Here is a 14,345-nt window from a genome sequence, read left to right on the forward strand (position 1 = left end):
TTTGTAGTGCATATTAAATCTCAATTAGAAGAGAAATATTATTCATAATAAAAAAAATATAAAATTTATAGAAGACGAAGAATGGTAAATAAATAGATAAAAGAAAAGAGGGCTTTATGGCATGGCTGCAACCAAGCCATAAAGAAAAAACATAGGATACTAATATGCATAATACTTCTGAGGGTATTCAGCTATCATATTAGTATTCCTTAAACTTTTTGTCAACGAATTGGCTAGACGCTAAGGATACTTTACGCATGCAAGAAAGTGCGTTAGTGATGGATTGCATTGATTTCATTAAGAAATCAACAGACACAAACTACAGCTCTCGAAGGGCAGGGGTGGTGCGTCAGGGTAACTGGTGTGGCCATGATCCTGAGTCCCCACGTTTTTTTCAAAAGCCACAGGAACATAAGGATCGCCCCAAAATAATTACCTGGGCGATTGATGCCTGGCGGCGTTACTATGGGCTACCCACATCCTATTTTAAAGAGATCCGTATGCGTCGCAACTCAACGCGCCAGCAGCGCTCTGAGGCACGTGAAGCTTTGGCAAGTATTGCTCAGGTCTTATTACATTACACAGAACTGGCAAGCCTTAGGGTGGGTGTACCTCATGCAAGTGAAGGATTTCGCTCCCTTACCATCGAATTTCTTGCTGATAAGGCAGGAATTGGTTTAAAGCGCGCACAACGCGCCATTAAATTACTGGTACGTGCAGGCTATTTAAAAATGATTGAGCGTTTTGATGTTAAAGTGGATGCCGGTAAAGAGCGTTTTATTGGTCTTGCTGCCGTGAAGTGCCTAACGCCCGCCTTTTTTAAAGCATGCAATATTAATCTGCAGGCGCTGTCTGCACAGCGTGCTCTTGCGCGTAAACGGCTTAATAAGAAGCGAAGCACCTTTATTGCTAATGCTCAGGAGTCTCAGGCTGCCGCACGTAATATTCTTGATTTTATAGCTCCCAAAGGGAATGCTAAAACCCACATTGATGTGATGAAAGACATGCTTAAGTCTGAGCTGAAAACTGAAGAGCAGGTGCGCGAAAAAGAACGCAGACGAAGAGAATCCCTTGAGCGCCGCCACAAATTGCGGGAGTAGGGCGCTGCAACTTACTTCAACACCCTTACCTTTGTTATTTTAGAGATATTCCTCTATACCCCCAATACCACTAAAATGCCTCACAAACCCTGATTTTTATCATTATCTATAATTAGAGTAGGACAAGAGCATTCATTACCTGAAAAACATGTGAATTACATGGAATAAACCACCATTTTTAATAAAACCCGCTGTATATATTTTGTCATAATGATATTTAAGTGTCTTATAGAATAGCTTTTAAGTGTCCGCTCTTACTTATAGTCCCGTTTAAACCTTCTTGAATATTATCCACAAAGATGATCTGTGGATAATTAATAATAAGGAATTCGCTACGCTCATCAATCATTTCATCTTATTAAAAGGAATTGGCCTATGGCCAATAATCAAATAAAAAAACAAACAAAGCAATAATTAAAGATCGATTGCCTCATCACCCATCACTCAATCGCAATAAAAGATAACTCCGCATTTTATTAAGAACAATGACTACTCACTCGCAAGCTCGCTCCGTTCCTCATTGTTCTTAATAAAATACTCCGTTATTTTTATTTTTGCGACTGAGCGATGAATGACGAGGCACAAATCTAAACCTTTCTTTTAAACTGCTTTAAATGAATTCGCTTCGCTCATAACTATTAAATGCTCCTAAGCTCCAAAATCAAAGGCAGGTGGGCAAAATTCGAACATACCTTTATCCACATTTTTAGGGGATAACCATGTGAATAGATTGAATTAAGGCAATACCGATAAGGACTTAAGAACAAGGAGAAAGTGTACTCAATGAGAGTAATAGTTAAATGAAATAGTAATTAACTATTTCATTCGAACATTATTTTGAAGATTAAAAGTTAAGCATAACCCTTTTTTACCAAGATCCCGGACGGGAGGCTAATTGATAAAAGAAATGTATCAACAGATGGTAAATACAAACAGGTGTAAAACCCAAATTAAACATATCTAATGTATCAACTATTGATAAATTCAATGGATATCAATAAACTGCCTTCAATAATTACTATAGAGCTTTATAAACTATGGCCAATAAAAAACGCAAAGTATCCCGGGATGATTATGTATCCTGTTATCACTATTTTGAACGTGCCATTCAAAATAATCGATTCATGACTGAAGAGACGAACAATTCGGTGAGAATAAAAGCAATCCACGCCTTTGCTGAACTCAAAAAAACGGCGCATGATGAAGAAACAGTACGCTTGTTTCAATTATGGCTTGATGAATTCGTAGATCCTCAAGCTTTTAGTCGCTGTTATCGTGCTCTGAATCAAAAAAAATATCTGGTCGAGAAAACTCTGCGTACCATCACCATCAGTGATGAAGCTTATAACGCATTAAAAGAAATCGCACATCAAAAAAATATCAGTCTCTCACAGGCGATAGTGGATGGCTGTACCGTACTGCGAGACAAAAATACTGAATCAATTAGACCATCGATAAACACGGACACATTAAAACCTGGTAACATCAATCCAAAACCAACTGGTTTGTCAATCCCACTGATAAAATCAATTGCGCAAGGCAACACCAATGTCATTTCCTTGTTTGGTGATGAACTTGATGAGTCAACTGACGAGGAAGAGTCAGACACTGAGTTTGATTTCTTTGATCTTGAAGAAGTACGCGAATGGCCACGTAAACCTGAAGGCTATGATTTTAGAACCAATGAGTCCTATAAAAAATACCGCAAATATATTGAGCGTCTTACTATTAAAAAACCAGACGAAAAACTACTGAACACCTTTAATAAAACGATTAATTATTACCTCACCGAAGACAATTGTCAGCAGATTGGACCACATCTGCTTTTAATCCGTCAGGAACTCTTAAATCAAAAGCTCTTTTCTCAAAAGTTTAATCCAGAACTCTTTGCCATCAGTAAGGGGTTTAACGTAGGGAATCTCACCATGGATGATTACGCAGATGAACTGATTTTTCTTTTAGGATACATCTTTGGCTGCACCACTGCCTCCATCACCGCAGGAAATAGACAACCGACCGTGTTTGCAGGTCACCCAAACCATGTTCAGCTGGCCTACAAAACCTTTCATTACCTAGATGCCTTCTTGAACGATGAAGTGAAGTCCTTTGCCGCACGGTGCCATAAAAACACCAAAAGAAAAAATCGAACTACCCGTGCAAAATGGCATGGATGCCACCTGGTCGGAGTGATGCTGAACTCTATTATCGATGATGAAGAAGACTATATGCTGTTACCCCAATCAGAATATGAACAATTATCTCAATATTCCTTTAAAAAAGTGCATGAGTATTTTGATGAAAACGAACCGCTTGGTGGTTGGTGGGATCCCAAAAAACATCCATTCAGATAACCTAAAGCCTGTATATTATCAATAAAAGTGAGTCACTAAAAAAAGAATGACTGAACACAATTTATTCGATAGAATGATCAAGATTTAACCGTTCGAAGGAAAAGCGCTCGGTTGATTGTTGTTTCAAACCAAATTAAGGAAACGTGGTAATGAGTAACATTCTGAATATTAAAAATCAATTTCCCCTCTCAATAAGCAACCTTAAGACCTTATTTTCACGGTTTTTATTCATTGCTTCAAAAACCGCAGATACACCTCAATCCAATACGTAAAAAAGGTACTGGTAATTAACTCAATAATTAAGAGGTTCTCCGTCACCCTGCTTATCTTAAGCTTACTCTGATAATCAGGTGACACCATTTCGATTTAAAAAAAATGGATGACCCATTCGTTGTAAGGAAGAATCATGTCGTATCAAAAAGTGGAACTTGAGTTGGCTTCTAATATCCATCAATCAGAACACATGGAGCAGGACACTCTCGCTCAGAAAACAAAAAAAGATAAAGAACGTTTTGAGAAGATTGTAACGACTCAAAATAAAATACAAAAAATCAAGGTAGATCTGAATCAATTGATTCAAGCGATGAACCAAAATCCAAGTCTATTATCGAGGGCTGCCAATTTGTGGGATAAAATCCCTTTATGGCAAAAAATTACAGCAGGTGCTGTGCTTACCGTGCCTCTTTTATTGATTGGGCTCATGGCAAATCTTGCAGCCCTCATTACACTCAGTATTGTTACAGCAATTGTTTATACAGCAAGCAGTTTCCTTCTTGATAATCATCAGAGTCAAAATACAGACAATAGCGAACAATTAAATGCATGAATTTCAAGTCTTGTTGAGCTTCTGGATACGGTTATTTCAATTTTAGACCTCTTGCGCGAACAACTGGCTATTGAAATTGATGCATTTCAGAAAGAAAATGAACGTCTAACCGAGAGTGTTCAACAGTTTTGTGAGCAAATTAAAACATTAAAGTCACAAATCAGTGAATTGAATGATACCGAAAAGGCACTGCGTGCAACTCAGATTGAACTCGAATTGACTGCCAAAACGCTTAAAGGCTCTATTGAGGAACAGTCTCAGGTTTTAGACGAAACTCAAAAAAAATTAAAACAGGTTGCTCAGGAGTATCAAGACAATCAAAATAAGTTGGCTGATAAAATTACAGAACTTGATGCAGTGAAAGAACAAATGAGTAAAGAGGTTGACCAGGCACAAACACTTGTCCTTGTTCTGAGAAGCACCGTTGAAGCTCTATCAAAAACGGTCATAGCAGATGAACAGCAACGAACGGCATTTCAATCAAGGCTCAATGAATTTCTAAATAATAAAGAAAAGAGCTTTGATCAGGTAGCGGAGCGAATATGCGAAGCCGAACGCAAACTCTCTGTAGTTACAAAACAATTAGAAGAAAGTAATCAGAGGTATCGCAAGCTTTTAGACAGGCAGGAACAACAGATTATTCGCCTGGAACAAATTGATGTGGTTCAACCAGAAGAGGTGCAGGAATCGTTTGATGTTGTTAAGCCAAGCGTCAATGGGTTTTATGCAATAAAAAAAGAACCTCCATTTTTTCCTGCTTCTACCCATAGGACTCCGATGGTTTCTGTAGTATAACCGGTGCTTTTTTTGCAATTATTTTGAACTAGAACGAGTAAACCAATATGGAAATAAGAACAGTAGCGTTTGAATCTGAGTTAATTATAACGTTGGAGAACAATCAAAAGGTGGTGATTACCCCTTTTAAAACCCATGAACCTGGAAATTTCAAACTGGGAATTGATGCGCCTAAACAGGTGACTGTGAATAGGCAGGAAATTTATTTAAGAAAACAGGAACAGTTAAAGAAAGAGAATACATCAACTGACTCCTAATGGTTTTTGTCATAGCGAGATGAGTGGACTTTTATTAGCATTTATTCTGGAAATAATAAGGCTTGATGGTTTCATAAAGCAGGTCGTTAAGGTGGTGTATCACTCGATGAATTAAAATATCATGGGTATCGGTGAATTGATGGGCGATTACATCACTGACTGCATCAGTTGTTTGTTCTTCTTTGGTCAGGATTAACAGTAGATGCTCTGGTTGTGTGGAAAGAAATTCATTAATCAACGGGCGAAGCAGTTCTTGCGTCACCTCTTTTTTGGATAAATAAATTAAACACTCGCGCTCGAGCGCATGAAACAATTTTTTATTCATGGCGTATTCCTTTGCAGCCAGCCCTCAATATAGGTGATGGTTTCTTCTATAGTACTTACTGCCTGATGATAGAGTGCATCAAATAATTCACGTTGCCCAGTTTTCCAGTAGCGTTCAACATACTGACAGGCGTATTTCATGCGAATGGTTCCTACATAAACCGCGCCACCTTTTATTTTATGGGCGGTTTTTTCAACCAGTGGATAATCAAGAGCCTTGAAGGCATTTTTCATACGTTCCAAATCAGCAGGAAGTTCCTGAGTCATTAAGGTTAATAACTCTTTTAACATCTCAATAGTTCCACAGTTTTTCAATGCTTCGTCACTGTTTAAGATGGGGAACTGATTTAATTGAAACATCTCATCATCACTGTCAGGCAAGTCTTTTCTTGCTTTGGAGAGATCAACAGTTGGCGTTTCATGCCGCTCTGGTATGAACGATTTAAGAATATCTATGGCATGAGCCTGAGTTAGCGGTTTGGTTAAAACCGCGTCCATTCCTGCTTCGATGCAACGTTGTTTGCTCTCATCACCGCCATGGGCAGTGAGTGCTATAATGGGTACGTGTTTTGTTGTAGTGGTTTTATTTCGGATGTGGTGTGTTACTTCGTAGCCGTCCATTCCCTCACCTAAACCGATGTCCATGAAAATCAAGTCAAATGTGTGTTTTTTAAATAATTCAATAGAAGATAGTCCATTTGAAGCTATTTCCACCTCACAATTCATTGATTTAAGAAGAGTTTTTGCTACAGTTTGCGCAATTACATTGTCTTCCACAATAAGAACTTTTGTTTTCGGAATATTTTCACTTATTGGAGAAGGTATTATCGTTTGATGAGAAATGGGAGTCATGTAACTTACATCTGTTCTGATTTGCTGTTGATCTTCAGCTTCCTGTGTATCGCTTAAGAGTGGTTTTTGTAGAGGAACTATACAAGTAAATACTGTTCCTTTACGAGGTTCGCTATCTACGTAAATTTCCCCGTCCATTTCATCTATAAATTGCTTTACTACATAAAGTCCCAGACCAACACCTTTATATGTGCCTTGATACGAGGGAGTTAATCTTTTAAATTGTATATAAATCTCATCCTGTCTGTCCTTCGGTATACCAATTCCTGAGTCAATTATTTTTAATTGAATGATGAATTGTCGTTCTGTTTCGCGAGCTAAGGTCAAATTAATGGTAACGAACCCTGAATCAGTGAAATTAAGTGCATTACCTACGAGTTCCAAGACGATACGATGAAATCGGATTTTATCGCCAATAACGTATTGAGGTAATTGGGTGTCCAGTTCTAAATGCAGTTTTAATTGTTTCTCTTGTGATTTGGCACGATAGAGGGCTACAACATGCTCCATGGATTCATAGAGATTAAATTTTCTTTTAATGATAGGAATATCACCCGCGCTCACTCGAACTGCCTCTAATACTTCATCAAGCAATGAAAGCAGTGCATGACTGGATGCAATTAAATTATCAGCATACTCTTTAATTCGCTCTTCCCTTGACTCTGTTTTTAGTATTTCTGAAAATCCAACAATGCCAGAAAGGGGGGTTCTAATGTCGTGGCGCATATTATTTAGAAATTCCGTTTTAGCTATATTGGCGATCTCTGCACGATTTTTAGCATCCTGGAGTTCTAATTCTTGGGTTTTTCTGTCAGAAATATCAAAAGAAATGCCTAATATCCCAATTATTGCACCATCTTGAGTAAACAGGGGTATTTTACGAGTAAGTACTATAATGGGGCGTCCCTTTATAAAAATTTCTTCTTCAACTTCAATTTCTTTACCCTCTAACATGACTTTTTGATCTATGACACGAAATTGATCTGCATTTTCTTTTGGAGAGAAGTCATAATCTGTTTTTCCAATAATCTCATCAACAGAATTTAGGTTGAGATCATAAGCTTGCAAACTATTACAACCGAGATATCGGCCTTCTTTGTCCTTCCAATATACGTGACCAGGGAGACTAGTAAGTATGGTTTCAAACGAAATTTCAGAGGAATGAAATAAGGTGTGTTGTTGGCGAATAGGAACCGTACCAAATAGAGCAATTATCCGTTTATTCTCTATTATTGGTATGAATGAAAATTGCTGCATGACTAAGTTCTTATTCAAATCCCAGCTCAATAACTCTACCTGTGCTGAAATTTTTGCATTTAATATCAAATTAATATGTTCTTCCCATAATGAAAACACTTCAGGGTATGATTTGAAAAAGGGTAGAGTTTCTAATTGGGCTGAATCTTCCATGGGTGTTAGGGGAAGTCCAAAACAAACCTTTTGGAGCAAGGAGCAACTTAATATATGTTTATCCCTATCCAATAAAAATGTTTGATGCGGCATCTGAGGAATAAGGTATTTTAGTAAGTCTAGGGAAGGGAGTTGCCCCATAGATGTCCTTAAAGATATGCCTCGTCAATATTTAAATTAAGTATAGACCAGGTTACGTATATCTTTATGCCATCCGTAGACTAGCCTCAGGAAGTACTTGAATATGAGGTCTTATGCGTTCGATTGCAGTTCCAGGCATCTTTTTAAGAACACTATGAGGGTACTCATCCATAGTACTGCAAAAAATATGTTTCAAAAAAAACGTTGACGCATTACTTTGGGTTAATCCCCAGAGATGTGCTTTTAATTGCAAGTCTTTCAATTGCTCACTTAATTGCATGATCTGTGCGGTTTCAATAGAGCATAGTTGAGTATTCTCTATGAGAAGCGTTGCATAAGGGTTTTCGCGAAAGGCTGCGAGCGCGCTTCCTGAGTACTGAGGATGAGCCGCATTATTTGTAAGAACAATATGGCTTAATCCCATATGCTGTATAGCATTACGCATCCTCTGGTAATTGGGTGATTCTTGGTGTTCTGCTACACCATAGAATACCATGCATGGCAGATCATCCAGTATGAATGTGTCGCTGACCATAACAAATTCATTGAGATTTGGGTTTCCTTTGAAATGAAAGGTCATTATCTGCTGTTTTTGTGGTGTATTTATTTTCATTACCAAAACAGCATGGGCTTCGGATTGAATCATATGACGAACGATTATTTCAGTGACTGCATGACATGGTAAAACCATTCGCCCTTCATCGCCTGCGCGATGCAATAATGGAAAGATGGATTGTAATTGATTCAGTTTTGGGAGTTCAGAAAGCATTTGAAACATAAAGGAACACGATGCATTCGCAAGCGTTTTTTGAAAATAATGAGTCAGTTTCTTTGCATACCCTTGTGAGAGATTCCATTCGGATGCAACGTGCCGAACGTCAACAGACATCGGAATGTGCTCTTCATCTACTTTATGAAAATGACATAATAAGTGCGATAATACAATAAAGAGGGCATCATCGGATAGAGGAACTAAGCTATCACATTGGGAAAACAAGCCTTGCAAGGGTATGGAGGCACGTATCCAATCAGGTCTTTGATTTTTTGGGGTAGCTAGATAGCGTTCAAGTTCTACCTGGTGGGCAGTGATAATCGGGATAACTTGATGTATCCGAGAGTTTAATTGGTTTAAATCTAACGATATCTTTTCGCAATCTTGAGTTGCGAGACAGAGGATTTTATATGCCCTTATTTGACATAAAGTATCACCAACCTGCGCATCGAATCGTTTCAGATTTTGATTTTGAAACTGATTAATCGCTATTAAACTGTGCTCCATCAAGTTTTTCATGATATTTAAATAATGAATTTTTTGAGATAAGTCTTGGATTAAGATGGAGGGATCGTGAGGCAATAAAATTAAATTATCTTGCATGCAGTTTATTCCTTTATAGTGCACTTTATGGCTTCAAGAGGAGTGTGTATTTTATACTGTGTGCAAAATAAATACAATAAATATTTTTTAAGGACATCTAACGTATTGATTATTTCATCTTTTTATACCAATAGCGATAATAAATAATCAAGACTGATACGCATCCACAAGAAATTATACTCAATAAATAGCCTCCTGCCAGTAAATAATCACCAATAAGGACTCCATGTAACAAGGTAAACAGTTGAATAATATTAAATCCTGCAAAAGTAATGAGCGACAGGCCTTGAGATGATTTTGTTTTTATAAGGGTAATAATTTGCGGAATAAAGAGAAGGGCATTGACCAGGAGGCTCAGCGAAAAACCCAGTTGTATAATCCATTCTGTCATCATGCACTCTATCGGGGGAATTAATCTAATTATATGCTTATCTTGATAAGGATGTAATTTTACAGCATTTTTCTTGCAAGCTACTTTACCCTGCGCAAGGGCTATAATTTTTGAAGAGTTTTCCGATTATCATGTTCCATCTACGCTAATGTGTCATTTTTAGTCTTTATTTCATATAATAATTCTCGGATTCTCTTTGTCTGGTCTTGATTTAATGCGTTTTACACTTTTTTTTGCTGTCTTTTTAGTAAGTTCCTCCTCAATTGCGTCCCCAAATAATTTTGCTCAAGCAAAAAAAATTGCTGGTCTTATCGCGCGTGCACATTTATTTATGTCTCAACAATATACTATTCCCTTAAGCTCTTCGCAAAAAAAGCTTTTTCTTGCTTGGAATAAGCGCTTTCCTCCTACAGCATGGGAGCGTGAATGGGCGGCGCAGGTTGCCTTCATAGAAGGATATGAAAATCCTTACATTACTCAATGGGCATAGTGATTTCTCTGTCTAACCCCTTGGTGCATTACCAGGCTTTAAAAGGGAAATCTTGTTTATTAATAAAAAGCGATAAATTAGGCACTCCATTCATTAAACTTGACCAGGCACTCGTCTGATTGATCAGGTTACGCCCTAGGATATTGGTGGACGTTATTTTAGCAAATACACTTGACCAATCGAGTAAAGGATTCGCACAGAGATGTTCCCAAAATAGTTTTAGCTGTGCGACCCGATTATTGATTGGGTTGCCTGCTATAATTGCGGCATTAATAGCACCGATTGAAATACCTGCTACCCAGTCAGGAAGGAGATCAACCTCGGCAAGAGCTTCATAGACTCCTGCTTGATAGGAACCTAAAGCGCCACCTCCTTGTAACACCAGAGCAATACACTCAAACGGTGGTCTTTTTATTGTGTTTGATAACTTGTTCAGCCGTGATGCTCTATGCCCGTTGCTTTTCAAAGAATGCCCCTATAATAATGTATTATTAGCTTGAAAAATCCATTGACGGATTTAGTGTACTTTATTAAATATTAAGATAGGCATTATTGAGGAATTAGGCAAATTGCACCACCCATTGAATGAATTATTCAATGGGTGGTGCGGTAAAAATCTATTATCTTTCAGTGTCGAACATAAATGATCTTTAATTGGAGTTCTTTTATAGAATCCAAATGCGTTCCTTGTCATTAAGAAATCAGAATTAGTTTTATGCGAATGATGCATGGGTCAATAGGATTACGTTGTTATCATTTCATCTCTCGAAGGAGAAAAAGACTCACATCATCCATGGTTTCATGCCCCTCTCTAAACGGTTTTTCTAATACTCTGATGAGACGACCGATATAGAGGAAAAAATAAGCAATAAAGCCAAAAAGTATAAATGATTCTGGAGATCCTTCAGTCTTTAAGAACAGAAGAAAGAAGGTGAGAAAGCCTATTAATGATTCAGCCAGAATATGTACAGAGGGAATAAATTGAGTTCTTTGAATTTGATATATTCGTAAAATTATCTTTCTCAATGCACCTTGTTCTGTTTTTAAACGAACAAGAAAGTTAGGTGCCATACCTAATTGTTCCATCTCTAAGAATGAAGATGCTAATTGATTGATAGCATTTAGGCATGGATCTAAATCGTGGTGATTTCCTTCATGATCTATTCCTTTAAAAAAGAGCTGAACTATTTTACTAATAGTGGCATGAATTTTTTTTAAATCAAACTCATTATTCTTCTGATGAAAAAGGGTTGCTTCTTCCAGTATGTTTTCAAGAGAGGCTCTGATTTCTGCTGGAAATTTTTCGGCTTCTTTAAAGTCTGTCAAAATTCCAGCAAGCAAAATACTGATAATAAAAATGGCACCGGCCATGGTGCTTGTAAAAAGAGGGCTAACGACAACAAATTCTAAACTGAAACGATGGATAAAAAATTTGGTGATAAGCAACAAAATCATAAGGGGTACAACCCAAAAGCAGATATGAAATTTTTTGAACCCGTTGCTTTTCTTTTGATGTTTATGGCGCATCATAACGTAACATCCCTTGCTGATTTTTGTAGTAGATTTTATAAGTATCCCTATCCCTAAATTCAACTATACATTGATTTAATAAGGATTCAATTTATTAATTGATTGCCTGTACTCGATTTAAAGAGGGATTTATCCTTTAAGATTGTGCTCAGAAGTTAAGTGTTCGTTGGAAGCACATCGAGAAAAAAAAAGAGAGTAAAGGCAATTAATGCACAACCAGAAAGAATAAGTCCCATACGCCTCATTGTTTTTCCAGAATTCCCATTGGCCAGAACTAACAATACAATTCCTATAGCGAAAATAACACCACTTACAGCAAGAATACTGTGATTCATTACGATGTCCATTATCGCTCTTTTTAATCGTGAGATTGATTCAAGTATAGAGGAAAATAGATCACCAAGGGAACTCCATTAAAAAGATAGTTATTATAATTATTGAACATGTTTTTTAATGGAGTAATAGGTGTGGAGTTCATTTATAAAACTTCGTAGTTTTTTAAATTGGGCTTGAGTTGCTTCTTGGTCATTCGCATCGCTGCTGGCATCCATTTGTGTGGCCAGTTTTTTAATAGACGCAATAGAGTTTTGAAGCATCTTTAATTGGGCTGGGGATAAACTTTGGCTTAAATTAGGGAGTGCGTTCACCAATTTGAGAACAGCAAAAACATGATAATGCACTTCATTTAACTGATTGTTTTCAATTGCTTTATAAAGGACTATAGTGTACTCATCAATCTCTTGAAATATTTCTGGAGCAGTCGTAGGAATAATCACTTGAGATGCAAGATGCTCACTTGCTATTGCCAGTGATATCAATAGAAAAAAAAGCAATGAGATTTTAACACTTTTGTTGAATAACGAACTTAGGGTAAAGCGTTTTATATTCATAGTTTGCTCCTTTTAATGAGAGTCATTTATCCTCTGTTAATGTCGTGGATGGTGAGGATGATAGCCTCCAAAGCTGCGTTTCTTCGGAGCGTCATTATTGGATTTAGTGCTTTCTGTAGACGAGGAACAGGAGCATAAGAACACTAAAAGTGTTAAAAATACAAAAAATCTAATCATGTTACTATCCGTGTTAGTTTCAATAGATTAACTGTAATTTAAAAAGAATGGGAATGAAAGCGTTTATAATCATTAGTGCATGGGAATGGTATGAAAATATTTCTTATATAAAGAAAGATAAATATTATTGTTTACTATTTTTTTTAGTGCTTTATTCACTCTGTTTATTAATTTAAGGGAGTCATTCTTAGCCATAATTCCATAGCCTGTTCCAATGAGCAATGGTTCTCCAATCCCTTTAAACGATTGCTGATTATTGGTTATCCAATAGTCTGCAGAAAAATCGTCCATTAAGACACCATCCACTTCGTTTTTATTTAATGCGCTGATTAATTGTTCTGTCGTAGAGTATTCTGTAATGGATGTTCCTGGCAATTTTTGAGTAATCCAGTCTTTAAATATACTACCTTCTATAGCACCCACATTTTTTTTCGTTAAATCTCCCACTGTGGTGATTGAATTTTTATGGGTTGTCATAAAGCGTGCTTTACTTATTAAATAAGGCAGACTAAAAGAAAATTGTTGTTGCCTTTCATTGGTAATGATGATGGCAGCAATTGCCAGATCGATTGTTCCTTTGTTTAATTGAGTAAACAGTTGGTTAAAAGGCATGGGTTTAAATTGGCATTGAGTCTTCATTTCGGTACAAAGGCTAGTCATCAGCTCAATATCAAAACCAAAATAATGATCTTTATCCGCACGCATAGTAAACGGAGGATCGTAAGATACAATTCCTACTGTTAAGGGCTTAGCTGCTATGAGAGAAGTATGTATCAAAAGAATTATGCCTATAAACCGAATCAACATAGCAGAGTCACTTATAATAACGCATTAATTTGATAATCAATATCTTTGTTTTAACATGTATCCTCAGGTTTTTAAATGATTTTTAAAGAATAAATCGCAGGGGTGTATAATTAATCTATTTAAGGGTAAACTCAATAGAGATTCGTTAATACAGACAATTATTGAAGGTAAGGATGCTTTATTTTATCAGAGGGATAGTTACGGTTTTATTCATCTTTGTTTTCAACGAAGTGATGGCTGCTAATCCACTTACATTTAAAGACGCATTGAATCAAGCCTATCAAAACAATCCAGAATTGCAGGCAACAATTGACAAAGCACAGGCAATTCGTGGCTACTTTATTCAAAGCGGACTTTATCCTAACCCTCAAGTCACACTGACCGCAGAAAACTTTGGTGGCTCAGGTTCTTACAGCAGTTATGAAGCTGCAGAAACGACTTTTTCTATAACGCAACCCATTCCTTTAGGCCATCGGTTACAGTACCTGCAAAAAGCGACTTATGCGGATTATCTAGCCTCCCTTGCCAGTATTAATGTGCAAAAAGCAGTGCTCTATGTTGCTGTGGGTGTGGCTTATGTGGATGCATTGTATGCCTCTCAATGGCATCTCGTCACCAAGAAATTAATA

Annotated in this window: 17 protein-coding genes and 1 pseudogene; 8 read left to right on the top strand and 10 right to left on the bottom strand. The window is 37.1% G+C overall.

The features are described 5' to 3' along the window. The first annotated feature begins 257 nt into the window (after window positions 1-257). The 6 genes from G543_RS18360 to G543_RS0106700 all read left to right on the top strand — a co-directional run bounded on the left by G543_RS18360 (window position 258) and on the right by G543_RS0106700 (window position 5,329). Entirely contained in the window at window positions 258-1,100 is an 843-nt protein-coding gene (locus tag G543_RS18360; protein WP_028383844.1) for a hypothetical protein, read from the top strand. Between the two features lie 1,037 nt (window positions 1,101-2,137). Beyond that, window positions 2,138-3,451, top strand: coding sequence for a DUF7168 domain-containing protein (locus tag G543_RS0106685; RefSeq protein ID WP_028383845.1), 1,314 nt, complete (start codon window positions 2,138-2,140; stop codon window positions 3,449-3,451). Between the two features lie 149 nt (window positions 3,452-3,600). Continuing rightward, on the top strand, window positions 3,601-3,723 hold the full coding sequence (locus tag G543_RS19420) for a hypothetical protein (RefSeq protein WP_274519369.1): 123 nt from the start codon (window positions 3,601-3,603) through the stop codon (window positions 3,721-3,723). Window positions 3,724-3,857: 134 nt separating this feature from the next. Then, entirely contained in the window at window positions 3,858-4,277 is a 420-nt protein-coding gene (locus G543_RS19320; protein ID WP_238584675.1) for a hypothetical protein, read from the top strand. A 51-nt stretch (window positions 4,278-4,328) separates the two neighbouring features. After that, window positions 4,329-5,072, top strand: a complete 744-nt coding sequence (locus G543_RS19325) for a hypothetical protein (RefSeq protein ID WP_238584676.1) — start codon at window positions 4,329-4,331, stop codon at window positions 5,070-5,072. A gap of 47 nt (window positions 5,073-5,119) precedes the next feature. Beyond that, entirely contained in the window at window positions 5,120-5,329 is a 210-nt protein-coding gene (locus tag G543_RS0106700) for a carbon storage regulator (protein ID WP_028383846.1), read from the top strand. 34 nt (window positions 5,330-5,363) lie between these two features. On the opposite strand, the gene G543_RS0106705 is transcribed toward G543_RS0106700, so the two are convergent. From G543_RS0106705 to G543_RS0106720, 4 genes are all read right to left on the bottom strand, one after another. Continuing rightward, a complete protein-coding gene (locus tag G543_RS0106705) occupies window positions 5,364-5,654 on the bottom strand; it encodes a hypothetical protein (protein ID WP_028383847.1) in 291 nt (96 codons plus the stop codon). After that, a complete protein-coding gene (locus G543_RS17295; protein ID WP_035921604.1) occupies window positions 5,651-8,056 on the bottom strand; it encodes a response regulator in 2,406 nt (801 codons plus the stop codon). Before G543_RS17295 ends, G543_RS0106705 begins: the two co-directional genes overlap by 4 nt. Window positions 8,057-8,120: 64 nt before the next feature. Next, on the bottom strand, window positions 8,121-9,431 hold the full coding sequence (locus G543_RS0106715; protein ID WP_028383848.1) for a hypothetical protein: 1,311 nt from the start codon (window positions 9,429-9,431) through the stop codon (window positions 8,121-8,123). A gap of 109 nt (window positions 9,432-9,540) precedes the next feature. Then, window positions 9,541-9,822, bottom strand: a complete 282-nt coding sequence (locus tag G543_RS0106720) for a PQ-loop domain-containing transporter (RefSeq protein ID WP_028383849.1) — start codon at window positions 9,820-9,822, stop codon at window positions 9,541-9,543. 214 nt (window positions 9,823-10,036) lie between these two features. Here G543_RS0106720 and G543_RS0106725 point away from each other — a divergent pair, with 214 nt between their 5' ends. Beyond that, a complete protein-coding gene (locus G543_RS0106725; protein WP_115343607.1) occupies window positions 10,037-10,312 on the top strand; it encodes an endonuclease in 276 nt (91 codons plus the stop codon). Window positions 10,313-10,340: 28 nt separating this feature from the next. Here G543_RS0106725 and G543_RS17300 read toward each other — a convergent pair whose 3' ends face one another. The 6 genes from G543_RS17300 to G543_RS0106750 all read right to left on the bottom strand — a co-directional run bounded on the left by G543_RS17300 (window position 10,341) and on the right by G543_RS0106750 (window position 13,716). Beyond that, window positions 10,341-10,778, bottom strand: a complete 438-nt coding sequence (locus G543_RS17300) for a patatin-like phospholipase family protein (RefSeq protein WP_238400289.1) — start codon at window positions 10,776-10,778, stop codon at window positions 10,341-10,343. A 287-nt stretch (window positions 10,779-11,065) separates the two neighbouring features. After that, a complete protein-coding gene (locus tag G543_RS17305) occupies window positions 11,066-11,767 on the bottom strand; it encodes a hypothetical protein (protein ID WP_244918530.1) in 702 nt (233 codons plus the stop codon). 230 nt (window positions 11,768-11,997) lie between these two features. Beyond that, on the bottom strand, window positions 11,998-12,177 hold the full coding sequence (locus G543_RS0106740) for a hypothetical protein (RefSeq protein ID WP_133141358.1): 180 nt from the start codon (window positions 12,175-12,177) through the stop codon (window positions 11,998-12,000). A 99-nt stretch (window positions 12,178-12,276) separates the two neighbouring features. Further along, window positions 12,277-12,732 carry a hypothetical protein gene (locus G543_RS0106745; RefSeq protein WP_028383852.1) on the bottom strand — a complete coding sequence of 152 codons (456 nt, stop codon included), beginning with the start codon at window positions 12,730-12,732 and terminating at the stop codon, window positions 12,277-12,279. A 36-nt stretch (window positions 12,733-12,768) separates the two neighbouring features. Beyond that, window positions 12,769-12,909: a hypothetical protein gene (locus tag G543_RS19180; protein WP_165482379.1), complete on the bottom strand. Its 141-nt coding sequence runs from the start codon at window positions 12,907-12,909 to the stop codon at window positions 12,769-12,771. 72 nt (window positions 12,910-12,981) lie between these two features. Beyond that, on the bottom strand, window positions 12,982-13,716 hold the full coding sequence (locus G543_RS0106750) for a transporter substrate-binding domain-containing protein (protein WP_238400288.1): 735 nt from the start codon (window positions 13,714-13,716) through the stop codon (window positions 12,982-12,984). Between the two features lie 173 nt (window positions 13,717-13,889). On the opposite strand from G543_RS0106750, the pseudogene G543_RS0106755 reads away from it, so the two are divergent. After that, window positions 13,890-14,345 (top strand): annotated as a pseudogene (locus G543_RS0106755) (TolC family protein); the annotation flags it as partial.

The sequence above is a fragment of the Legionella moravica DSM 19234 genome, assembly GCF_000423305.1.
Classification (GTDB): Bacteria; Pseudomonadota; Gammaproteobacteria; order Legionellales; family Legionellaceae; genus Legionella; species Legionella moravica.